This window comes from Bacillus inaquosorum KCTC 13429, from assembly GCF_000332645.1.
GTDB lineage: Bacteria > Bacillota > Bacilli > Bacillales > Bacillaceae > Bacillus > Bacillus inaquosorum.
In genome coordinates this window covers 434,525-456,239 of sequence record NZ_AMXN01000003.1, presented here as the reverse complement: position 1 = coordinate 456,239, position 21,715 = coordinate 434,525, and the positions used below count along the sequence as shown (strand labels likewise).

Sequence of the window (21,715 nt, the reverse complement as noted above, 5' to 3'; positions counted from 1 at the left end):
TAAATTGGGTGTGACATCATGAAAATTGGAATTATCGGCGGAGGTTCCGTCGGCCTTTTATGCGCCTATTATTTGTCACTTCATCACGAGGTGACTGTTGTGACGAGGCGGGAAGAACAGGCTGCGGCCATTCAGTCTGAAGGGATCCGGCTTTATAAAGGCGGAGAAGAATTCAGAGCTGATTGCAGTGCGGACATGAGTATCAATTCGCATTTTGATCTTCTTGTCGTGACAGTGAAGCAGCATCAGCTTCAGTCTGTTTTTCCATCGCTTGAACGGATCGGGAAAACGAATATTTTATTTTTGCAAAACGGTATGGGGCATATCCATGATCTCAAAGACTGGCGCGCTGGCCATTCCATTTATGTTGGAATTGCTGAGCACGGAGCTGTAAGGAAATCAGAAACTGCTGTTGAACATACAGGCTTAGGTGCGATAAAATGGAGCGCGTTCGACGGTGCTGAACCAGATCGGCTGAATGTCTTGCTTTCGCATAACCATTCGGATTTTCCGATTCGTTATGAGACGGATTGGTATCGCCTGCTGACGGGCAAGCTGATTGTAAATGCTTGTATCAATCCGTTGACCGCGTTATTGCAGGTGAAGAACGGAGAACTGCTGACAACGCCAGCTTATCTGGCTTTTATGAAGCTGGTTTTTCAGGAGGCGTGCCGTATTTTAAGGCTTGAAAACGAAGAAGAGGCTTGGGAACGGGTTCGGTCCGTTTGCGGGCAAACGAAAGAAAATCGTTCTTCTATGCTGGTTGACGTCATCGAAGGCCGGCAGACAGAAGCTGACGCCATTATCGGATATTTATTGAAGGAAGCAAGACTTCAGGGCCTTGATGCCGTCCACCTGGAGTTTTTATACGGCAGCATTAAAGCTTTGGAGCGAAATACAAACAAAGTCTTTTGAGCTTTTTCGGTAACATGCTATACTCATTTCGGATAACTAACTATTTATTGGAGAAAGGAAGTTCTAGAAGATGCAGCTAACTGAACTTTCCATCAAAAATCAAAATGTGTTTGTACAGCACTATATAGATGGCAAAGAAGAAATGTCTTCTTTTTTTGATTACAGCATTCATCATAAGGACATGTGGCGCGAAAGACTGAAAGATTTATCCTCCCGGTTTTTCGCAAGAGAGGAATTGGCGGCGTACTTATCCTCTTACCATCATAAATTCGGATCAAGTGCCATGCAGTCTGCCATTGAGAAGCTGAAGGACCCGTCAAGTGCCGCTGTTGTCGGCGGACAGCAGGCCGGACTTTTAACAGGACCGCTTTACACTATACATAAAATCATTTCAATCATTGTGTTAGCAAAGGAACAAGAAAACCAACTGCAAGTGCCTGTCATACCGATCTTTTGGGTGGCCGGAGAAGACCACGATTTGGATGAGATTAATTTTGTCCATACGTCAGAAGAGAATGGGCCTGTGAAAAAAAAGCTGCCTCAGTCTTACTGGAAGAAGTCTTCGGCAGCAAGCACATCGCTTGATCAGGAGAAATGTGCCGCCTGGATAGATGATGTATTTGCCGCGTTTGAAGAAACAGACCATACGAATGCACTTCTCGACAATGTAAAACGATGTTTAAGGGAATCTGTTACGTTTACTGACTTCTTTGAACTGCTGATTGCGGATCTGTTCCAAGAGGAGGGCTTAGTATTATTAAATTCTGGAGATCCGGGGATTAAAAAGCTGGAAACGGCCATGTTCCAAAAGATTCTTCGGGAAAATGATGAACTCGCCCGCGCTGTTTCAGATCAGCAGGCCTTCATGCGTGAAGCAGGCTACAAACCGATTATCGAGTCCGGAAAAGAGCAGGCGAATCTGTTTTATGAATATGAAGAAGAACGTTTTTTAATTGAAAAAGATAACGGCCGTTTTGTCATCAATGAGCTTGATCTCGGATGGACGATGGATGAACTTTATACCCATATGGAAGAACATCCTGAGCGCTTCAGCAACAATGTTGTGACGAGACCGTTAATGCAGGAATACCTCATTCCGACTTTAGCATTTATTGCAGGCCCTGGAGAAATCAACTATTGGGGTGAGCTCAAACAGGCCTTTGCGGTGATGGGCTTTAAAATGCCTCCTGTTATGCCGAGGCTGAACATTACAATACTTGAACGGCATATTGAGAAAAAACTGCTTGAACGGAATATCTCGTTACAAGACGCGATTGAACGCGGAACGGAGAATCAAAGAGAGACATACTTTGAGCGCCAGATTCCGGAAGAGTTTACCGCAGTGATGGATCAGGCGAAGAGCCAAATTGAAGCGATTCACAAAACGGTCCGGCAGGAGGCGTTAAAGGTTGATCAAAGCATGGAACCTTTACTCATGAAAAATGCCGCTTTTATCCAGGATCAGCTTCAGTTTTTAGAGCGTACGGTGACGAAACGAATTGAAGAGAAAGAAAGCTACGTTCTGAAGGATTATGAGAGAATCCAAAATAGCATTAAGCCGATGCTTGCGCCGCAAGAACGAATTTGGAATATTATGTATTATTTGAACAGGTACGGTCCAAAATTCTTCACATCATTCAAGAATCTGCCATTTTCTTTTCAAAATCAACATCAAGTTGTCAAACTTTGAAATAAAGTTTTAAAGAACCCTGAATAGTTCAGGGTTTTTTTTTATGGGTAAACAGTGTAAAATGAAGTTGTGGAGAGAAGTGGTGGATAGTGGTGAGTTAAGGAGAGAAAGTGGGGCAAGAGATCATGTTTATGGGTGAATATCAGCATACCATCGATGCGAAGGGCCGCATGATCGTACCCGCTAAATTCAGAGAAGGCCTCGGTGAGCAGTTTGTGCTAACTAGAGGGCTTGACCAATGTCTCTTCGGCTACCCTATGCACGAATGGAAACAAATTGAAGAAAAACTAAAAGCTCTTCCTCTCACTAAGAAAGATGCCCGCGCGTTTACCCGTTTCTTCTTTTCAGGGGCAACCGAATGCGAACTGGACAAGCAAGGCAGGGTAAATATTGCATCATCTCTATTGAATTACGCCAAACTGGAAAAAGAATGTGTTGTTATCGGGGTTTCTAATCGAATTGAATTGTGGAGTAAAGTAATTTGGGAACAATACACAGAAGAGCAAGAAGATTCATTTGCTGAAATTGCTGAAAACATGATTGGGTTTGATATATAATGATTCTTCGTGTATAACACTCTAAAAACAATTTCAATTCATCCTGATAAAAGGTGGGACCAACACAATATGTTTCAACACAAGACAGTACTTCTTCATGAAACCGTAGACGGGCTTAATATTAAACCGGACGGTACATATGTAGACTGCACACTCGGCGGAGCTGGGCACAGTACATACTTATTGCAGCAGTTATCCGAGAAGGGGCGTTTAATCGCTTTTGACCAAGATGATACGGCATTACAGCATGCGAAAGAAGCGTTGTCCGATTATAAAGGGCAGCTCATTCTGATTAAAAGCAATTTCAGGTATTTAAAAGAATGTTTGAATGAACAAGGCATTACAGAAGTAGACGGTATTTTATTTGATTTAGGGGTGTCCTCCCCGCAGTTGGATACACCGGAACGCGGATTCAGTTACCATCATGACGCTCCGTTGGACATGAGGATGGACCAGTCGGCCACGCTTACGGCGAAAGAAGTCGTAAATGAGTGGCGCTATGAGGATCTCGTACGTATTTTCTTTAAATACGGCGAAGAGAAGTTCAGCAAACAGATCGCCAGAAAAATTGAGGAGGCAAGAATCAAATCTCCTATTCAAACTACGGGCCAACTGGTCGATCTAATAAAAGACGCGATTCCCGCTCCAGCGAGAAGGAGCGGGGGACATCCCGCTAAACGCGTGTTTCAGGCAATCAGAATTGCCGTGAACGATGAACTTAAGGTTTTTGAAGAGGCTTTGGAGCAGGCAATTGAGGTTCTTAAGCCAGGGGGAAGGGTATCAGTCATTACCTTCCACTCGCTTGAAGACAGAATTTGCAAAAGCACTTTTAAAGAAAAGTCGTCGCTTCCGGAACTTCCACCGGGTCTTCCTGTCATACCGGAAGAGTTTGAACCGGAGCTGAAGCTCATCACACGAAAACCGATTACGGCATCTCATGAAGAGCTTGAAGAAAACAACCGGGCTCGTTCTGCGAAGCTTCGGATTGCCGAAAAAAGAAAATAACGAAACACGAACGCAAAATTAAAAGGAGGTCATCAGCCTATGAGCAATTTAGCTTACCAACCAGAGAAACAGCAGCGGCATGCGATCAGTCCTGAGAAAAAAGTGATTGTCAAGAAAAGGGCTTCCATTACTCTCGGAGAAAAAGTGCTTCTTGTCCTCTTTGCTGCGGTGGTGCTCAGCGTATCGCTTTTGATCGTATCGAAGGCGTATGCGGCATATCAAACCAATATTGAGGTACAAAAGCTTGAGGAGCAAATTTCATCCGAAAATAAGCAAATTGGTGACCTCGAAAAAAGCGTTGCTGATTTAAGCAAACCGCAGCGCATTATGGACATTGCGAAAAAGAACGGCTTGAATTTAAAAGATAAAAAAGTGAAAAACATACAGGAATGATTCAAATGCCAAAAAAGAATAAATTTATGAATAGAGGAGCAGCGATTCTAAGTATTTGTTTCGCTCTCTTTTTCTTTGTCATCCTCGGGAGAATGGCATATATTCAAATAACCGGAAAAGCGAACGGTGAAGTGCTTGCGACAAAAGCAACAGAGCAGCATGAAAAGAAACGGACCATCGAAGCAAGCCGCGGCTCGATATTAGACCGAACCGGAAAAGTGATTGCAGAGGACACAGCTACGTATAAGCTGATTGCGATTCTCGATAAAAAAATGACCACTGATGTCAAGCATCCTCAGCATGTCCAAGACAAAGAAAAAACGGCGGAAGCGCTGTCTAAAGTAATAAACATAGACAAGGCTGATATCCTTGATATCTTAAATAAGGATGCAAAACAAGTAGAGTTCGGCTCAGCGGGCCGGGATATTACGTATTCACAAAAGCAAAAGATCGAAAAGCTGAAACTCCCGGGCATTTCATTTTTACGGGATACAAAACGCTACTATCCAAACGGCGTTTTTGCATCCAATTTAATCGGCTATGCCGAGGTTGATCAAGACACAAATGAAATTTCCGGCGCGATGGGATTAGAAAAAGTGCTGGATAAGTATTTGAAGGAGCGGGACGGATATGTGACTTATGAAAGTGACAAATCCGGCTGGGAGCTCCCGAACAGCAAAAATAAAATTACAGCGCCAAAAAATGGTGACAATGTATATTTAACCATTGACCAAAAAATTCAAACCTTTTTGGAAGACAGCATGACAAAAGTGGCGAAAAAGTATAATCCGAAAAAAATCATGGCCGCAGTCGTCGATCCGAAAACGGGCAAAGTCCTTGCGATGGGACAGCGCCCAAGCTTTGACCCGAACACGCGTGATGTGACAAACTACTATAATGATTTGATTTCATATGCGTATGAGCCCGGGTCAACGATGAAGATTTTTACACTTGCTGCTGCCATACAGGAGAATGTGTATAACGGCAATGAAAAGTACAAGTCCGGAACATATAAAGTAGGCGGAGGAATAGTAAAAGACCATAATGACGGAGTAGGCTGGGGGGCAACAACATACCATGACGGTGTAGTAAGGTCTTCTAATGTGGCTTTTGCCAAATTGGCTAATGAAAAGCTGGGCTATACCCGTCTTGATGAATATCTGCATAAATTCAATTTCTATCAAAAAACAGGTATTGACTTGCCGAATGAAGTATCAAGTAAAATGAACTTTAAATATGAATTTGATAAAGCATCGACTGCATATGGTCAAGCTTCTGCTGTTACACCAATTCAACAGCTGCAGGCTGCGACTGCAATAGCAAATGACGGTAAAATGATGCAACCCTACGTCATAGACCATATTGTTGATCCTGATACGAAGAAAATCATTTATCAAAATAAACCTCAGTCAGCCGGTACGCCAATCTCTGCTGACACCGCTAAAGAGGTTCGTAATATTTTAGGTGATGTCGTTACATCTGATATCGGTACTGGACGGCCTTATAAAATTGAAGGTTTTGATGTAGCTGTTAAAACCGGGACAGCACAAATTGCCGGGCAAAACGGTTATTTATCTGGACGCGATAATTACGTATTTTCTGTAATGGGAATGGCGCCTAAAGATGATCCCGAGTTGCTGATCTATGTTGCAGTACAGCAGCCGCAATTAGAGAATGATGAAACGGGTTCAAATCCAGTTTCTGAAATCTTCAACCCAACAATGAAAAACAGCCTGCACTACCTAAACATAGAACCAACTGAAAAGTCTGACTCAGATAAGGAAAAAACAAAAGCGCAGACGATGCCTGATTTAACAGATCAAACGGTAACTGCTGCTCAAAAGAAAGCAAAAGAAGAGAATCTCACACCGATTGTCATCGGCAGTGATATCGCTGTAAAAGAACAGTATCCGAAAGCGGATGAGGAAGTTCTGACCAATCAGAAGGTCTTCCTGAAAACGGGCGGCAAAATCAAAATGCCTGATATGACAGGCTGGTCGAGAAGAGAGGTTCTTCAATACGGCGAGCTGGCGGGTATTCATATTGAAGTAAGCGGACAAGGCTATGCTGTCAGCCAAAGCGTCAAGAAGGACAAAGAAATAAAAGACAAAACCGTCATCAAGGTAACGTTTAAAAATCCAGATTAAAAAAGAAAGCCTGCTGGGGATTTTCCCCATTATGCAGGCTTTCTTTTTTTATACCTTCAAAGGAGCATCGTTCTACCCGTCCAATTTCAGGCATAAAATGAAACAAGCCTAAATAAGGAGTGGACGGTCTCTTGCGCGTCTCGAATGTAACGGTTAGAAAACGTTTATTATTTGTTTTGCTTTTTGGCGTGATCGTGTTTCTGATCATTGATACAAGGCTGGGGTATGTTCAGTTTGTGATGGGCGAGAAACTGACTTCGCTGGCGAAAGATTCCTGGAGCCGGAACTTGCCGTTTGAGCCGGAGAGAGGCGAGATCCTAGATCGGAACGGCGTGAAGCTGGCAACAAACAAAAGTGCGCCGACCGTATTCGTCGTCCCGCGCCAAGTTCAAAATCCGATGAAAACGAGCAAGCAGCTTGCGGCGGTTTTAAACATGTCAGAAGAAAAAGTATATAAGCATGTGACAAAAAAAGCGTCAATCGAAAAGATAACTCCTGAAGGGAGAAAGATTTCAAATGAGAAGGCGAAAGAAATCAAAGCGCTTGATTTAAAGGGAGTGTATGTTGCGGAGGACAGTATCCGCCATTACCCTTTCGGCAGCTTTTTATCTCATGTGCTTGGATTTGCCGGCATTGACAACCAAGGGCTCCTTGGACTTGAAGCCTATTACGACGATGATCTGAAAGGGGAAAAGGGCTCTGTTAAGTTTTATACAGATGCAAAAGGGAAGAAAATGCCTGATGAAGCAGACGACTACACACCGCCTAAGGACGGGCTTGATATGAAGCTGACAGTTGATTCGAAGGTTCAGACGATAATGGAAAGGGAGCTTGATAACGCTGAGGCCAAATATCACCCTGACGGTATGATTGCCGTAGCGATGAATCCGAAAAACGGAGAAATATTGGGGATGGCTAGCAGGCCTGACTTTGACCCGGCTGATTATCAATCAGTCGATCCGTCCGTCTACAATCGGAATCTGCCGGTATGGAGCACGTATGAGCCGGGATCCACCTTTAAAATTATTACACTTGCAGCAGCTCTTGAAGAACAAAAAGTAAATTTGAAACGTGATCAATTTTATGATAAAGGGCATGCGGAAGTGGACGGAGCGAGACTGCGGTGCTGGAAAAGAGGCGGACACGGGCTGCAGACGTATCTAGAGGTTGTACAAAACTCCTGCAACCCGGGGTTTGTTGAATTAGGCGAGCGCTTAGGGAAGAATAAGCTTTTCAAATATATTAAAGACTTTGGTTTCGGCCAAAAAACGGGAATTGATCTGCAGGGCGAGGGGACAGGAATCTTATTCCCGCTTGATAGAGTAGGTCCGGTCGAGCAAGCGACTACGGCTTTCGGACAGGGGGTATCTGTCACGCCGATTCAGCAGGTTGCAGCCGTATCTGCCGCTGTAAATGGAGGAACGCTCTACACACCTTATATTGCAAAGGAATGGATCGACCCTGTAACGAAAAAAACGGTTAAAAAACAATCACCAATCGCAAAGAAACAAGTCATTTCTGAGGAGACATCCAAACAAATCCGCTATGCTTTAGAAAGCGTCGTCGCAGAAGGTACCGGCCGTAACGCATTTGTTGAAGGATATCGTGTCGGCGGAAAAACGGGAACCGCACAAAAGGTAAAGGATGGAAAATACCTCGAAAACAACCATATTGTATCATTTATCGGTTTCGCGCCGGCTGACGATCCGAGTCTTGTCGTCTATGTCGCGGTGGATAACCCGAAAGGCACGATTCAGTTTGGCGGAACGGTTGCAGCGCCTATTGTCGGGAATATTATGAGAGACAGTCTGCCGGAGATTGGTGTGAAGCCTCGGAAAAATCAAATCGAGAAAAAGTACCAATGGAACGACACAAAAACAATAGAAGTTCCGAATGTTGTAGGGATGTCTGTCTCAGATCTTGAGTCACTTTTGGTGAATCTCAATGTGGATGCTTCCGGGAAAGGAAGCAAAATCGTTAAACAATCGCCAGCTGCCGGAACGAAAGTAAAAGAGGGCTCAAAGATACGCGTTTATTTGACTGAAGAAGATGAAAAAGAGGCAGCCGATTAATTCGGGCTGCCTATTATTTTATTGCAGAAAAAATGCTCATATCTTCAAGATTAGCTGGATGTATCCTTTTATTTACGCTAAAATATGAACTGTATGCTTAAAATCATTATCACATCATTTGACGTGACTTCAAATGATAAAAAGAACGAATTAGAATGTTGAGAGGTTTGATACGATGAAACTGACAAAGCTGCTTACATACTTAACAACCGAACCTTCTGTAAACGACTCACAAGACCCTGAAATAACTTCAATTGAGATGGACTCCAGGGAAGTAAAGAAAGGGAGTCTTTTTGTATGTGTAAAAGGGTATACGGTAGATGGCCATGATTTTGCGCAAAAAGCAGTGGAGAACGGCGCAGCGGCTATTGTGGCTGAAAGAGAGCTCGATGTGGATGTGCCCGTCATTATTGTCCGGCAGTCACTGCGTGCGCTCAGCGTTTTGTCTGATGCGTTTTACGGACAGCCGACAAAGAAGCTTCAGCTGATCGGGATAACAGGCACAAACGGCAAAACATCAACGACCCACATGGTCGATGAAATTCTAAAAAAAGCAGGAAAAAGCACAGGCTTGATCGGCACAATGTACATGAAAATCGGCGATGAAACACTTCCAGTTAAAAACACGACTCCGGAAAGCGTCACGCTGCAGAAAACGTTTAAGAAAATGAATGACAAGCAAGTTGACACTGCTATCATGGAGGTTTCTTCTCATGCTTTGTCTTTAGGACGTGTTCATGGCTGTGATTATGATATTGCCGTGTTTACGAATTTAACGCAGGACCATCTGGACTATCATAAAACGATGGATGAGTACAGACAGGCAAAAAGCCTGCTCTTTTCTCAGCTTGGCGGGGCTTTCAACCATGAACATCCAAAGCATGCCGTACTGAACGCTGATGATGAGGCGAGCGCTTATTTTGAAAAGGTGACCGCAGCGCATATTTCTACATACGGAATTAAAAACAACGCTGATGTGATGGCGAAGAACATCACGATCACTGCACAGGGCACAAGCTTTGATCTTGTGACAAACAAAGGCACTAAACATATCACGATGTCGCTCGTCGGACAATTTAACGTGTATAATGTGCTGGCAGCTGTTGCAACATGTATTGCAGCAGGCATACCGTTTGAAACCATCACTGAAGCTGTTGAAGAATTGCATGGCGTAAGAGGCCGCTTTGAATTGGTCAATCAGCAGCAGGAGTTTCCGGTTATTGTAGATTACGCGCACACACCTGACAGCCTTGAAAATGTGCTGAAGACATGCAGAGACATGACAGTAGGAAAGCTCTTTGTCGTTGTTGGCTGCGGGGGAGACAGAGATAAGACGAAACGCCCAAAAATGGCTAAAATCGCTGTAGAGCTGGCTGATGAGCCGATTTTCACTTCAGATAACCCGCGAAGCGAAGATCCTCGCGCGATTTTAAGAGATATGGAAGCCGGAGTAGAGAACGAATACTACCACAGCATTGCAAACCGCGAGCAGGCAATCTTTTTCGCGATTGCCAATGCCAAAAAAGGAGATGTAGTTCTCATTGCCGGAAAAGGGCATGAAACCTATCAGCAGATCGGAAGCGAAACCTTCGATTTTGACGATGCTGAAGTGGCGGCGAGAGCCATTGTCGAACTCAATAAGAATAAGACGAATTCATAGGAAAGAGATGTTATTGAATATGGAGCTTGAAAAGAATTTTCATATGAGAAAAAATCATGAATATGATAACTACGTATGTCGTTTGAAAGAAACAGGAGGAGAAAAGGACAATGCTTGAGCAAGTCATTCTGTTTACAATTTTAATGGGGTTTTTAATTAGTGTTCTGCTCTCTCCGATTCTTATTCCGTTTTTAAGAAGATTAAAATTCGGCCAGAGTATTAGAGAAGAAGGACCGAAATCACATCAGAAAAAATCAGGGACGCCGACAATGGGCGGGGTCATGATCATACTTTCTATCATTGTGACAACAATTGTTATGACACAGAAATTTTCAGAAATAAGCCCGGAAATGGTGCTGCTTCTGTTTGTTACGCTCGGCTACGGTTTGCTTGGCTTTTTAGATGATTACATCAAGGTCGTCATGAAGCGCAATCTGGGATTGACGTCAAAGCAAAAGCTGATCGGACAAATTATCATTGCGGTTGTATTTTATGCCGTGTACCATTACTACAATTTCGCGACAGATATTCGCGTGCCTGGAACTGACTTATCATTTGATCTTGGCTGGGCTTACTTTATCCTGGTGCTCTTTATGCTTGTCGGCGGATCAAATGCGGTTAACCTGACTGACGGTCTTGACGGCTTATTATCCGGTACTGCGGCGATTGCTTTTGGCGCTTTTGCCATCCTGGCATGGAATCAGTCTCAATATGACGTAGCGATTTTCTCAGTTGCCGTTGTGGGTGCGGTGCTGGGTTTCCTCGTATTTAATGCTCATCCGGCCAAAGTCTTTATGGGAGATACCGGATCACTGGCATTGGGAGGAGCCATCGTTACCATTGCCATTTTAACGAAATTAGAGATCCTGCTGGTTATCATCGGCGGTGTATTTGTTATCGAGACATTATCCGTTATCCTGCAGGTTATCAGCTTTAAAACGACAGGTAAACGTATTTTTAAAATGAGTCCGCTTCATCACCATTATGAGCTTGTCGGCTGGTCTGAATGGAGAGTAGTCGTGACGTTTTGGGCTGCGGGACTTTTGCTTGCCGTTTTAGGAATTTACATCGAGGTGTGGTTATAAGTGGAAAACGATCAATTTTTACAGAATCAGCATTTTTTAATCCTTGGGCTCGCGAAAAGCGGGTATGCGGCGGCATCCATTCTTCACGAAAAAGGCATTTATGTTGCAGTCAACGACCAAAAGCCTTTTGAAGAAAACGAACCAGCGCAAAAGCTTTCTAAAAAAGGACTCGAGGTTGTTTGCGGAGAGCATCCAGTTTCTCTGTTTGATCAGCATCAAATCACGGTCCTGATCAAAAACCCGGGAATTCCATACGAAAATATTATGGTTCAGGAAGCGGAAAAAAGAGGCATCCCGGTTTGGACGGAAATTGAGCTCGCTTATTACCTGACAAACGCCAAGTTTATCGGGATTACCGGATCGAACGGAAAAACGACCACGACAACGCTGATTTATGAAATGCTCAAAGCTGACTCGCAAAAAGCTCTGATTGCCGGAAATATCGGCACAGTCGCAAGTGAGGTTGCCTATCATGCTGATGGGGATGAGTGGATCGTTACTGAATTGTCTTCGTTTCAGCTGATGGGAACACACGCTTTCAGACCGGAAATCAGCTTGATTTTAAACATATTTGACGCTCATTTGGATTATCACCATACGCGAGAAAACTATGAAAAAGCGAAACAGAAAGTGTATCTTCATCAGACTGCTTTAGATAAAGCTATTGTCAACCAGGATGATGAAACCGTCATGCGTCTGGCTGAAGCCGGAAAAGCTGGTACCGTTCCATTTTCAGTCAGCAAAACGCTTGAACAGGGTGCTTATGTAAAAGACGGTATGATTTTGTTCAACGGCGAAGTCATTCTTCCTCTGGAAGAGGTTGTGCTGCCCGGCGCTCATAATCTGGAGAACATTTTAGCTGCCATTTCAGTTGTAAAAACGGCAGGAGCGTCCAACGAAGCAGTCAAAAAGGTGCTGACAAGCTTTACTGGCGTGAAGCACCGTCTCCAATATGTCACAACAGTGAAAAACCGCAAATTTTATAATGACAGTAAAGCGACAAATATTTTGGCGACAAGCAAGGCGCTTTCAGCTTTTGACAAACCGGTCATTCTGCTTGCGGGCGGACTGGATCGCGGAAATGGTTTTGACGACTTAAAACCGTATATGAAGCATGTCAAAGCAGTGCTTACATTTGGTCAGACTGCTCCGAAACTCGAGAAGCTTGGTAATGAGATGGGAATACAACATGTCAAACGTGTCGATAATGTTGAACAAGCAGTATCTGCGGCGTTTGCGCTCTCAAATGAAGGAGATGTCATCTTGCTGTCACCTGCGTGTGCGAGCTGGGATCAATTCAAAACATTTGAAGAACGCGGTGACATGTTTATAGATGCCGTGCATATGCTTAAGTAAGGGCTTGTCTTGAAGTAAATCGGCAGCCCTAATGACTTTAAGCTTGGGGTGTCGATTGCTTTGACTACTAAAAAAACATCGCCTGATTTGTTATTGGTCATCATTACGTTATTATTATTAACAATCGGATTAATTATGGTGTACAGTGCGAGTGCGGTATGGGCGGATTATAAATTTGATGACTCATTCTTTTTCGCGAAACGGCAGCTGCTGTTTGCGGGAATAGGCGTCATAGCCATGTTTTTTATCATGAATGTTGATTATTGGACATGGCGGACATGGTCCAAATTGCTGATGGTTATCTGTTTTTTTCTTTTGATTCTTGTTTTGATACCGGGCGTCGGCATGGTGCGGAACGGCTCAAGAAGCTGGATCGGAGTCGGGGCATTCAGCATACAGCCTTCAGAGTTTATGAAGCTTGCGATGATTGCATTCCTTGCTAAATTTCTCTCTGAAAAACAAAAAAACATAACATCGTTCAGACGGGGATTCATCCCGGCACTTGGCATTGTATTTTCAGCATTTTTGATTATTATGTGCCAGCCTGACCTCGGAACGGGGACAGTAATGGTTGGAACTTGTATTGTCATGATTTTTGTAGCTGGCGCGCGAATCGCCCATTTCGTCTTTCTCGGACTGATCGGCCTCAGCGGATTTGTTGGGCTCGTACTATCGGCTCCATATCGGATTAAGCGGATTACTTCATATTTAAATCCGTGGGAAGATCCGCTCGGCAGCGGTTTTCAAATCATTCAATCGCTTTATGCAGTGGGGCCCGGCGGATTGTTCGGAATGGGACTTGGACAAAGCAGACAGAAGTTCTTTTATCTGCCTGAGCCGCAAACAGACTTTATTTTTGCCATCTTGTCAGAGGAACTTGGGTTTATCGGGGGAACACTTATTTTGCTCCTCTTCAGCGTCCTGTTGTGGAGAGGAATCAGAATTGCACTCGGTGCACCTGATCTGTACGGAAGCTTTGTCGCAGTCGGCATTATTTCAATGATTGCCATTCAAGTCATGATTAATATCGGCGTAGTAACGGGCCTTATTCCGGTAACAGGCATCACGCTCCCGTTTCTGAGCTACGGAGGTTCTTCATTGACCCTGATGCTGATGGCCGTCGGTGTGCTGCTGAACGTGAGCCGATACTCGAGGTATTAATGAATGTTTGCCTAAAGCTCCCTGTGAAACAGGAAGCTGGGAAACAATTGATGCGATAACCCTGTCCAACAAAACAGGGTTATCGCTATGTTATAGAGAAACTTAGACTGGGGGAAGAGATATGCGAATTGCAATAAGCGGAGGCGGTACAGGGGGACACATTTATCCCGCTCTTGCCTTTATTAAAGAAGTGCAGCGCCGTCATCCTAATGTGGAATTTTTATATATCGGAACAGAAAACGGGCTGGAGAAAAAAATTGTGGAACGGGAGAATATACCGTTTCGTTCAATTGAAATTACAGGGTTTAAAAGAAAGCTGTCATTTGAAAACGTCAAGACTGTGATGCGTTTTCTGAAGGGCGTAAAAAAGAGCAAATCGTATTTAGCGGAATTTAAGCCTGATGCCGTAATTGGAACGGGCGGCTACGTATGCGGACCGGTTGTCTATGCCGCTGCCAAGATGGGAATTCCAACTATCGTCCATGAACAAAACAGCCTGCCGGGCATCACGAATAAGTTTCTTTCAAAATATGTTAATAAAGTAGCAATTTGTTTTGAAGAAGCAAAATCGCATTTTCCTAGCGAGAAAGTTGTATTTACGGGAAACCCGAGAGCCTCTGAAGTCGTCTCAATAGAGACGGGCCGATCAATGGCTGAATTTGGGCTTTCTGAAGAGAAAAAAACGGTCTTAATCTTCGGCGGAAGCAGAGGCGCCGCACCGATTAACCGTGCTGTCATTGATATGCAGGATGCGCTGAAAACAAGAGACTACCAAGTGCTGTATATTACCGGTGAAGTTCACTATGAAAAAGTGATGAATGAGCTGAACAGCAAGGGTGCAGCTGATAATATGGTCACAAAGCCGTTTCTTCATCAAATGCCAGAGTATTTGAAGGCCATTGATGTCATTGTGGCCAGAGCTGGTGCGACGACGATTGCCGAAATTACTGCTCTCGGAATCCCAAGTGTACTGATTCCAAGCCCATATGTAACAGCGAATCACCAAGAGGTCAATGCGAGATCTCTCGGCCAGCATGATGCGGCGATTGTGCTGAAAGAAACAGAGCTCAACGGGGAAAAACTGATTGAAGCACTTGACCGGATCGTACTGAATGAGAAAACGTTAAAGGAAATGAGCGAACGGACAAAGTCACTCGGTGTTCCTGACGCGGCTGCCCGTTTATACAGCGTACTCGAAGAATTGAAAAAATAATAGAAAAGCAAATGGAATGCGGAGGTTTACGATGGAGAAAGTGATACAGGAATTAAAAGAACGCGAAGTCGGCAAGGTTCTTGCAAATGAACCGCTCGCGAATCATACAACGATGAAAATCGGCGGACCTGCGGATGTATTGGTCATTCCAAGCAGTGTAGATGCCGTCAAAGATATTATGGACGTTATTAAAAAATATGATGTGAAGTGGACAGTCATCGGTCGCGGATCCAACCTTCTTGTTTTAGATGAGGGAATCAGAGGCGTAGTGATTAAGCTGGGCGCAGGCCTTGACCATTTGGAGCTTGACGGGGAACAAGTAACAGTCGGAGGCGGCTATTCCGTGGTCCGTCTTGCAACATCATTGAGCAAAAAAGGCCTGTCCGGGCTGGAATTTGCTGCTGGTATTCCAGGATCAGTCGGCGGAGCGGTTTATATGAATGCCGGCGCCCACGGTTCTGATATGAGCGAAATCCTCGTCAAAGCACATATTTTATTTGAAGACGGCACGATTGAGTGGCTGACAAATGAGCAGATGGATTTCAGCTACAGAACATCTGTATTGCAAAAGAAACGCCCGGGCGTTTGCCTTGAAGCTGTTCTGCAGTTGGAGCAGAAGGATAAGGAATCAATCGTTCAGCAAATGCAAAGCAATAAAGATTACAGAAAAAATACACAGCCGTATTCAAGCCCTTGTGCGGGAAGCATATTCAGAAATCCGCTTCCGAATCATGCCGGAAACCTTGTAGAAAAAGCAGGCTTGAAAGGATATCAAATCGGCGGTGCAAAGATATCGGAGATGCACGGAAACTTCATCGTCAATGCGGGCGGAGCATCAGCAAAAGATGTGCTTGATCTCATTGACCATGTGAAAAAGACAATCCGTGAAAAATACGAGATTGATATGCACACAGAGGTTGAAATCATCGGCGAAAATCGCTGATTCAAGTTCTGACTGAAGCTGTTCATATGATATACTGTAAGCAAACGACAAACGGCATCGTAGTATGCCGTTTGTTTTGGAATAGACAGACTTTTAACAGCTGTTTCATTTGAATGAGGTGAACAGGCAATGAACCCGGGTCATGACCGAGAAAAAATCGTAAACATTGAAGAACGGATTCCTAAAATTAAAGAGCAGAGGAAACAGAAGGCAAATCGCCGTCTCATTTCATTTATTATGCTCTTTTTTATTATGGTGCTGATCATCGTGTACCTGCAGACGCCAATCAGTAAAGTATCAACCATCTCTGTTACAGGGAATGAAAATGTATCTAAAAAGGAAATTATCGAGCTTTCCGATATTAACAGCGGTGATACTGAGTTTTGGAGTTTGGACAAGACAAAAACAGAAAAGAAGATTCAGCAAAATAAATTAGTAAAAGAAGCGGAGATCAGCAAATCGCTTCCTAATAAAATCAACATTGCGATCGAAGAGTATAAAGCGATTGCTTATTTAGAAAAAGACAATGTGTACTATGAAGTGCTTGAAAACGGATCAGTTCTGCCAAACGAAGTAACGCCGGAGGATGCCGGACCGATTTTGGTCAATTGGACAAACGCGAAAAAGCGGTCTCAAATGGCCAAGCAGCTCGATGCTTTGTCAAATTCTTTAAAACAGTCAATTTCAGAAATTTATTACACGCCTGTAAAAATGGATGAAAACCGTATTAAATTGTATATGAACGACGGTTATGTTGTCACTGCGTCTATTAAAACCTTTGCAGACCGAATGAAAACGTATCCTTCTATCATTTCACAGCTTAGCAGCAATAAGAAAGGCATTATTCATTTAGAAGTTGCCACCTATTTTGAAGAGTTTGGAAAAAACAATAAAGCTGCTAAAAAGGAAGATGAAAATTGAGGGGCAAATCAGCAGTCCTTCTTTCTTTGATTATGCTTATCGCAGGCTTTTTGATCTCATTTTCTTTTCAAATGACAAAAGAAAACAACAAAAGCGCGGCTGAGACGGAAGAATGGAAAAAAGAATATGCGCTGAGAGATGAACTCCTGAAACAGGAGAAAGAAAATAAGAATCTTGAAAAAGAATTGTATCAAAAGCAAAATAAAGTCCGTCAGGCAGAAAATAAGCTGAAGAAAGAAAAGACGGAATACTATAACGTCCTCGAAGATACAGAAAAGTACCGAATGTATATTGGGGAAGTCGGTGTGCAGGGAGAGGGCGTTGAGGTGACCTTGGAAGATGCGTCGTACATACCGGAAGGAGAGAATGTGAACAGTTACATCGTTCACGAAAGCCATATCTTTCAAGTGGTAAACGAACTGTATATTTCGGGGGCGGCGGCCGTCGCCGTTAATGGCCAGCGTTTGACACATGATTCCTATATCAAGTGCAACGGTCCTGTTGTAACGGTAGACGGGGTGCAGCATCCGGCTCCGTTTACGATATCCGCTATTGGAGATCCTGATGTTCTGCTGCCTTCGTTAAATATAGCAGGAGGCCTGATCGATCAGCTGTCAATGGATCATATTTCTGTTACCGCAGAAAAAGAGAAAAACGTACAAATGAAACCGATTCTGAAAACGAAGGAATGACTGAAAAAGCGGGTGAAACAGATTGAAAATAAAGCGTTCCTTCATAAGCATCAGTGTGCTTATGGTCATCTTCGGCCTCATGATATCTGTTCAGTTTAACTCGTTAAAGCATCCTAAAGTCCGAGATACAAGAGATATGTGGGATATAAGAGAAGAGCTGACATCAGAGCAGAAGAAGCAGGAAAAGCTGCTGGCTGAAATAAACAAATATGATAAACTGCTGAATAGCTATTCGCAGAGTAAAGAAATGACAAAAGAAACCGCGCTCAATAATACATTGCAAACCTTAAAAAAAACAGCCGGCATGACCGATATAACAGGTAGCGGAATTGTCATGACCATTTCCCCGCTTTTTTCCGAAAGCTTAACAGGAGAGCCGATCGAAAATCCGCCTCCGGATTTGCTGAAGAAGCTGATCAATGAACTCAACTCCTTCGGTGCAGAGCATATCTCGATTAATGAGCGAAGAGTTGTGAATCATACAGTCATAAGGGATATAAACGGCACAACAAAAATAGACGGATACGGCCTTGACGATTATCCTTTAACAGTAAAAGTGCTCGCCGAAGATCCGGACATGCTGTACAGCAGAGTGAAGGGGTCCGGCCTTGAGGATCTTTTTGCATCTGAAAATTTAGCATTAAAAGCCGGTAAATCTAAAAGCGAGCTGACATTAAAAGCATACGACAGACCATTGGACGTACAACAGCTGAAACCGCTTAAAGACTGAAAAGGAGGAGAATTGTCATGTGGCTGCCCGTGCTGGGACTGGTGCTCGGAATAGCGATTGGACTGATGACAAACTTAACGATACCGAGTGAATACTCAAACTATTTATCGCTTGCGGTGCTCGCCGCACTTGATACATTAATCGGCGGAATCAGGGCGCATTTACAAGGTACATATGATGAAATGGTATTTGTTTCCGGTTTCTTTTTTAATATTATATTGGCAATAAGTTTAGCTTTTCTGGGAGTCCATCTTGGTGTAGACTTGTATTTAGCAGGTATATTTGCATTTGGAGTCAGATTATTTCAGAATATAGCTGTTATTAGAAGAAATCTACTAACAAAGTGGACTCTTTCTAAAAAAAATAAAAAAAATGTGATATAAAAGAGGATATACATAGGATATAACGAATATTTTCAATAAACATAAAATGTGAAAAGCACATAAGGAATATTCTGTTGTGATATTTTTTGTTACACACTTGTAAAGCCACATTCATTGTATTGTTGTTCCGCAAATAATAGAATAGAAATGATCGAAATGTGAGGAGGTGCCATAGAATGAACAACAATGAACTTTACGTCAGTCTTGACATCGGTACGTCCAATACAAAAGTGATCGTCGGAGAAATGACAGATGATTCCCTTAATATTATCGGTGTGGGAAATGTACCGTCTGAAGGGTTGAAAAAAGGCTCAATCGTTGATATAGATGAGACAGTTCATTCTATAAGAAAAGCGTTTGACCAAGCTGAAAGAATGGTAGGTTTTCCGCTTAGAAAAGCTATTGTCGGCGTTAATGGAAATTATATCAATATTCAAGATACAAACGGTGTTGTAGCAGTTTCCAGTGAGAATAAAGAAATTCAAGTTGAAGATGTACGCCGTGTCATGGAGGCGGCACAGGTTGTTTCAGTACCGCACGAACAGCTGATTGTCGACGTCATTCCTAAACAGTTTATCGTAGATGGAAGAGATGAAATCACCGACCCGAAAAAAATGCTGGGTGTGCGTTTAGAAGTAGAAGGCACCCTGATCACCGGTTCAAAAACAATCTTACATAACTTGCTTCGCTGTGTTGAAAGAGCCGGTATTGAAATAACTGATATATGTCTTCAGCCGCTGGCAGCCGGTTCTGCTGCATTGTCAAAGGACGAGAAAAATCTTGGTGTGGCTCTCATTGATATAGGAGGAGGGTCAACAACCATTGCCGTGTTCCAGAACGGACATCTCACTTCTACCCGTGTCATTCCTCTCGGAGGCGAAAATATCACCAAAGATATCTCCATCGGATTGAGAACGTCAACAGAAGAAGCAGAACGCGTGAAAAAGCAATTTGGACATGCCTATTATGACGAAGCCTCGGAAGATGAAGTATTTGAGGTAACCGTTATAGGCACCAATCAAAAACAAACATTTACACAGCAGGAAGCAGCGAATATCATTGAAGCAAGAGTAGAAGAAATTCTTGAAATTGTTTCAGAAGAGCTTCGCAGTATGGGAATTACCGATCTGCCGGGAGGCTTCGTGCTGACAGGGGGACAAGCAGCAATGCCGGGTGTCATGTCATTGGCACAGGATGTGCTGCAAAACAATGTCAGAGTGGCAAGCCCGAATTATATCGGTGTAAGAGATCCTCAATATATGACGGGAGTGGGTCTGATCCAATTCGCCTGCCGAAATGCAAGAATCCAAGGCAGAAAAATAGGCTTTAAGATGCCTGAAGAAGCGATACAGGAAATTGCAGTCTCATCATCAGAGGAACAAGAGCAGCATCATCACCAGAATGAGGTGCAGCAGCGGCCAAAAGGAAAACAAAAAACACAAGCCGAACATAATAAACAGAGCAAAATGAAAAAACTATTAAGCATGTTTTGGGAATAGATAGATAGTCATTCGGCAGATTAGGAGGATTTAGCATGTTGGAGTTCGAAACAAACATAGACGGCTTAGCATCAATTAAAGTAATCGGAGTAGGAGGCGGCGGTAACAACGCTGTCAACCGAATGATTGAAAATGAAGTGCAAGGAGTAGAGTACATCGCGGTAAATACGGACGCTCAAGCTCTTAACCTGTCAAAAGCAGAAGTGAAAATGCAAATCGGCGCAAAGCTGACAAGAGGATTGGGAGCAGGTGCGAATCCGGAAGTCGGAAAAAAAGCCGCTGAAGAAAGCAAAGAGCAGATTGAAGAAGCGTTAAAAGGCGCTGACATGGTATTCGTGACAGCTGGTATGGGCGGCGGAACAGGAACAGGTGCTGCACCGGTTATCGCACAAATCGCGAAAGACTTAGGCGCATTAACAGTCGGAGTTGTTACAAGACCGTTTACATTCGAAGGACGCAAAAGACAGCTTCAGGCTGCAGGCGGAATCTCAGCAATGAAAGAAGCGGTGGATACACTGATCGTGATCCCGAACGACCGAATTCTGGAAATTGTTGATAAAAACACGCCGATGCTTGAAGCATTCCGTGAAGCTGATAACGTACTCCGTCAAGGGGTTCAAGGTATTTCAGACTTGATTGCTACACCTGGTCTTATCAACCTTGACTTTGCTGATGTGAAAACAATCATGTCAAACAAAGGATCTGCTTTGATGGGTATCGGTATTGCGACTGGAGAAAACCGCGCGGCAGAGGCTGCGAAAAAAGCAATCTCCAGCCCGCTTCTTGAAGCGGCCATTGACGGTGCGCAAGGTGTCCTCATGAACATCACTGGGGGAACAAACCTCAGCTTATATGAAGTTCAGGAAGCAGCAGACATTGTCGCTTCTGCGTCTGACCAAGACGTAAACATGATTTTCGGTTCTGTTATTAATGAAAATCTAAAAGATGAGATTGTGGTGACAGTGATTGCAACTGGTTTTATCGAACAAGAGAAGGACGTCACGAAACCCCAGCGTCCAAGCTTAAACCAAAGCATCAAAACACATAACACAAGTGTTCCAAAGCGTGAACCAAAACGTGAGGAGCCTCAGCAACAAAACACAGTAAGCCGTCACACGTCACAGCCGGCTGATGATACGCTTGACATCCCGACATTCTTAAGAAACCGTAATAAACGCGGCTAATGTAAAGGACAAAATCGTTTTCGATTTTGTCCTTTTTGTTTTTCTCCAAAACTTTTCTTCTTGTAAAGTCTTTTTCCCTATGTCTTCCTTCACAGAATAACAAATCAGA

Annotated in this window: 19 protein-coding genes; all 19 read left to right on the top strand. The window is 43.5% G+C overall.

The window, feature by feature from the left end; translation table 11 throughout:
* Nucleotides 1–18: 18 nt before the first annotated feature.
* Nucleotides 19–915: a 2-dehydropantoate 2-reductase gene (locus BSI_RS11040; protein ID WP_003238712.1), complete on the top strand. Its 897-nt coding sequence runs from the start codon at nt 19–21 to the stop codon at nt 913–915.
* Nucleotides 916–985: 70 nt separating this feature from the next.
* Nucleotides 986–2,605 carry a bacillithiol biosynthesis cysteine-adding enzyme BshC gene (gene bshC / locus BSI_RS11045; protein WP_003238710.1) on the top strand — a complete coding sequence of 540 codons (1,620 nt, stop codon included), beginning with the start codon at nt 986–988 and terminating at the stop codon, nt 2,603–2,605.
* Nucleotides 2,606–2,730: 125 nt separating this feature from the next.
* A complete protein-coding gene (mraZ, locus tag BSI_RS11050) occupies nt 2,731–3,162 on the top strand; it encodes a division/cell wall cluster transcriptional repressor MraZ (protein WP_003221402.1) in 432 nt (143 codons plus the stop codon).
* Nucleotides 3,163–3,231: 69 nt separating this feature from the next.
* Nucleotides 3,232–4,167, top strand: coding sequence for a 16S rRNA (cytosine(1402)-N(4))-methyltransferase RsmH (rsmH, locus tag BSI_RS11055; protein WP_003238706.1), 936 nt, complete (start codon nt 3,232–3,234; stop codon nt 4,165–4,167).
* A 39-nt stretch (nt 4,168–4,206) separates the two neighbouring features.
* Nucleotides 4,207–4,560 carry a cell division protein FtsL gene (gene ftsL / locus BSI_RS11060; RefSeq protein WP_003238704.1) on the top strand — a complete coding sequence of 118 codons (354 nt, stop codon included), beginning with the start codon at nt 4,207–4,209 and terminating at the stop codon, nt 4,558–4,560.
* A gap of 5 nt (nt 4,561–4,565) precedes the next feature.
* On the top strand, nt 4,566–6,707 hold the full coding sequence (pbpB, locus tag BSI_RS11065) for a penicillin-binding protein 2B (RefSeq protein ID WP_003238702.1): 2,142 nt from the start codon (nt 4,566–4,568) through the stop codon (nt 6,705–6,707).
* Nucleotides 6,708–6,838: 131 nt separating this feature from the next.
* A complete protein-coding gene (locus tag BSI_RS11075) occupies nt 6,839–8,779 on the top strand; it encodes a stage V sporulation protein D (RefSeq protein ID WP_003238699.1) in 1,941 nt (646 codons plus the stop codon).
* Nucleotides 8,780–8,954: 175 nt separating this feature from the next.
* Complete coding sequence (locus BSI_RS11080) at nt 8,955–10,439, top strand: UDP-N-acetylmuramoyl-L-alanyl-D-glutamate--2,6-diaminopimelate ligase (RefSeq protein WP_003238697.1); 1,485 nt, start codon at nt 8,955–8,957, stop codon at nt 10,437–10,439.
* A gap of 110 nt (nt 10,440–10,549) precedes the next feature.
* Nucleotides 10,550–11,524 (top strand): phospho-N-acetylmuramoyl-pentapeptide-transferase, encoded by a 975-nt coding sequence (gene mraY / locus BSI_RS11085; protein WP_003238695.1) that lies wholly within the window; start codon nt 10,550–10,552, stop codon nt 11,522–11,524.
* Nucleotides 11,525–12,880, top strand: coding sequence for a UDP-N-acetylmuramoyl-L-alanine--D-glutamate ligase (gene murD / locus BSI_RS11090; protein ID WP_003238693.1), 1,356 nt, complete (start codon nt 11,525–11,527; stop codon nt 12,878–12,880). It begins immediately after the preceding gene.
* 60 nt (nt 12,881–12,940) lie between these two features.
* Nucleotides 12,941–14,041: a stage V sporulation protein E gene (gene spoVE, locus BSI_RS11095; protein WP_019258336.1), complete on the top strand. Its 1,101-nt coding sequence runs from the start codon at nt 12,941–12,943 to the stop codon at nt 14,039–14,041.
* A gap of 121 nt (nt 14,042–14,162) precedes the next feature.
* Nucleotides 14,163–15,254, top strand: a complete 1,092-nt coding sequence (gene murG / locus BSI_RS11100) for an undecaprenyldiphospho-muramoylpentapeptide beta-N-acetylglucosaminyltransferase (RefSeq protein WP_003238690.1) — start codon at nt 14,163–14,165, stop codon at nt 15,252–15,254.
* Between the two features lie 31 nt (nt 15,255–15,285).
* Nucleotides 15,286–16,197 (top strand): UDP-N-acetylmuramate dehydrogenase, encoded by a 912-nt coding sequence (gene murB / locus BSI_RS11105; RefSeq protein ID WP_003238687.1) that lies wholly within the window; start codon nt 15,286–15,288, stop codon nt 16,195–16,197.
* Between the two features lie 129 nt (nt 16,198–16,326).
* Nucleotides 16,327–17,118 (top strand): cell division protein DivIB, encoded by a 792-nt coding sequence (gene divIB / locus BSI_RS11110; protein ID WP_003238686.1) that lies wholly within the window; start codon nt 16,327–16,329, stop codon nt 17,116–17,118.
* Nucleotides 17,115–17,810 (top strand): DUF881 domain-containing protein, encoded by a 696-nt coding sequence (locus tag BSI_RS11115; RefSeq protein WP_003238685.1) that lies wholly within the window; start codon nt 17,115–17,117, stop codon nt 17,808–17,810. The genes divIB and BSI_RS11115 overlap by 4 nt, the downstream gene beginning before the upstream one ends.
* Before the next feature lie 22 nt (nt 17,811–17,832).
* Nucleotides 17,833–18,540: a DUF881 domain-containing protein gene (locus tag BSI_RS11120; protein ID WP_032732059.1), complete on the top strand. Its 708-nt coding sequence runs from the start codon at nt 17,833–17,835 to the stop codon at nt 18,538–18,540.
* Between the two features lie 17 nt (nt 18,541–18,557).
* The gene (locus BSI_RS11125; protein WP_003238683.1) at nt 18,558–18,923 is read left to right on the top strand and encodes a small basic family protein; all 366 of its coding nucleotides are present in this window, start codon (nt 18,558–18,560) and stop codon (nt 18,921–18,923) included.
* Between the two features lie 176 nt (nt 18,924–19,099).
* On the top strand, nt 19,100–20,422 hold the full coding sequence (ftsA, locus tag BSI_RS11130; RefSeq protein ID WP_003238682.1) for a cell division protein FtsA: 1,323 nt from the start codon (nt 19,100–19,102) through the stop codon (nt 20,420–20,422).
* A gap of 35 nt (nt 20,423–20,457) precedes the next feature.
* The gene (gene ftsZ, locus BSI_RS11135) at nt 20,458–21,606 is read left to right on the top strand and encodes a cell division protein FtsZ (protein ID WP_003238681.1); all 1,149 of its coding nucleotides are present in this window, start codon (nt 20,458–20,460) and stop codon (nt 21,604–21,606) included.
* The last annotated feature ends 109 nt before the right edge of the window (nt 21,607–21,715 follow it).

Coding starts and splice junctions, on each gene's coding strand:
- BSI_RS11040 (WP_003238712.1), top strand. CDS start 19: ATGAAAATTGGAATTATCGGCGGAGGTTCCGTCGGCCTTTTATGCGCC.
- bshC (WP_003238710.1), top strand. CDS start 986: ATGCAGCTAACTGAACTTTCCATCAAAAATCAAAATGTGTTTGTACAG.
- mraZ (WP_003221402.1), top strand. CDS start 2,731: ATGTTTATGGGTGAATATCAGCATACCATCGATGCGAAGGGCCGCATG.
- rsmH (WP_003238706.1), top strand. CDS start 3,232: ATGTTTCAACACAAGACAGTACTTCTTCATGAAACCGTAGACGGGCTT.
- ftsL (WP_003238704.1), top strand. CDS start 4,207: ATGAGCAATTTAGCTTACCAACCAGAGAAACAGCAGCGGCATGCGATC.
- pbpB (WP_003238702.1), top strand. CDS start 4,566: ATGCCAAAAAAGAATAAATTTATGAATAGAGGAGCAGCGATTCTAAGT.
- BSI_RS11080 (WP_003238697.1), top strand. CDS start 8,955: ATGAAACTGACAAAGCTGCTTACATACTTAACAACCGAACCTTCTGTA.
- mraY (WP_003238695.1), top strand. CDS start 10,550: ATGCTTGAGCAAGTCATTCTGTTTACAATTTTAATGGGGTTTTTAATT.
- murG (WP_003238690.1), top strand. CDS start 14,163: ATGCGAATTGCAATAAGCGGAGGCGGTACAGGGGGACACATTTATCCC.
- murB (WP_003238687.1), top strand. CDS start 15,286: ATGGAGAAAGTGATACAGGAATTAAAAGAACGCGAAGTCGGCAAGGTT.
- divIB (WP_003238686.1), top strand. CDS start 16,327: ATGAACCCGGGTCATGACCGAGAAAAAATCGTAAACATTGAAGAACGG.
- BSI_RS11125 (WP_003238683.1), top strand. CDS start 18,558: ATGTGGCTGCCCGTGCTGGGACTGGTGCTCGGAATAGCGATTGGACTG.
- ftsA (WP_003238682.1), top strand. CDS start 19,100: ATGAACAACAATGAACTTTACGTCAGTCTTGACATCGGTACGTCCAAT.
- ftsZ (WP_003238681.1), top strand. CDS start 20,458: ATGTTGGAGTTCGAAACAAACATAGACGGCTTAGCATCAATTAAAGTA.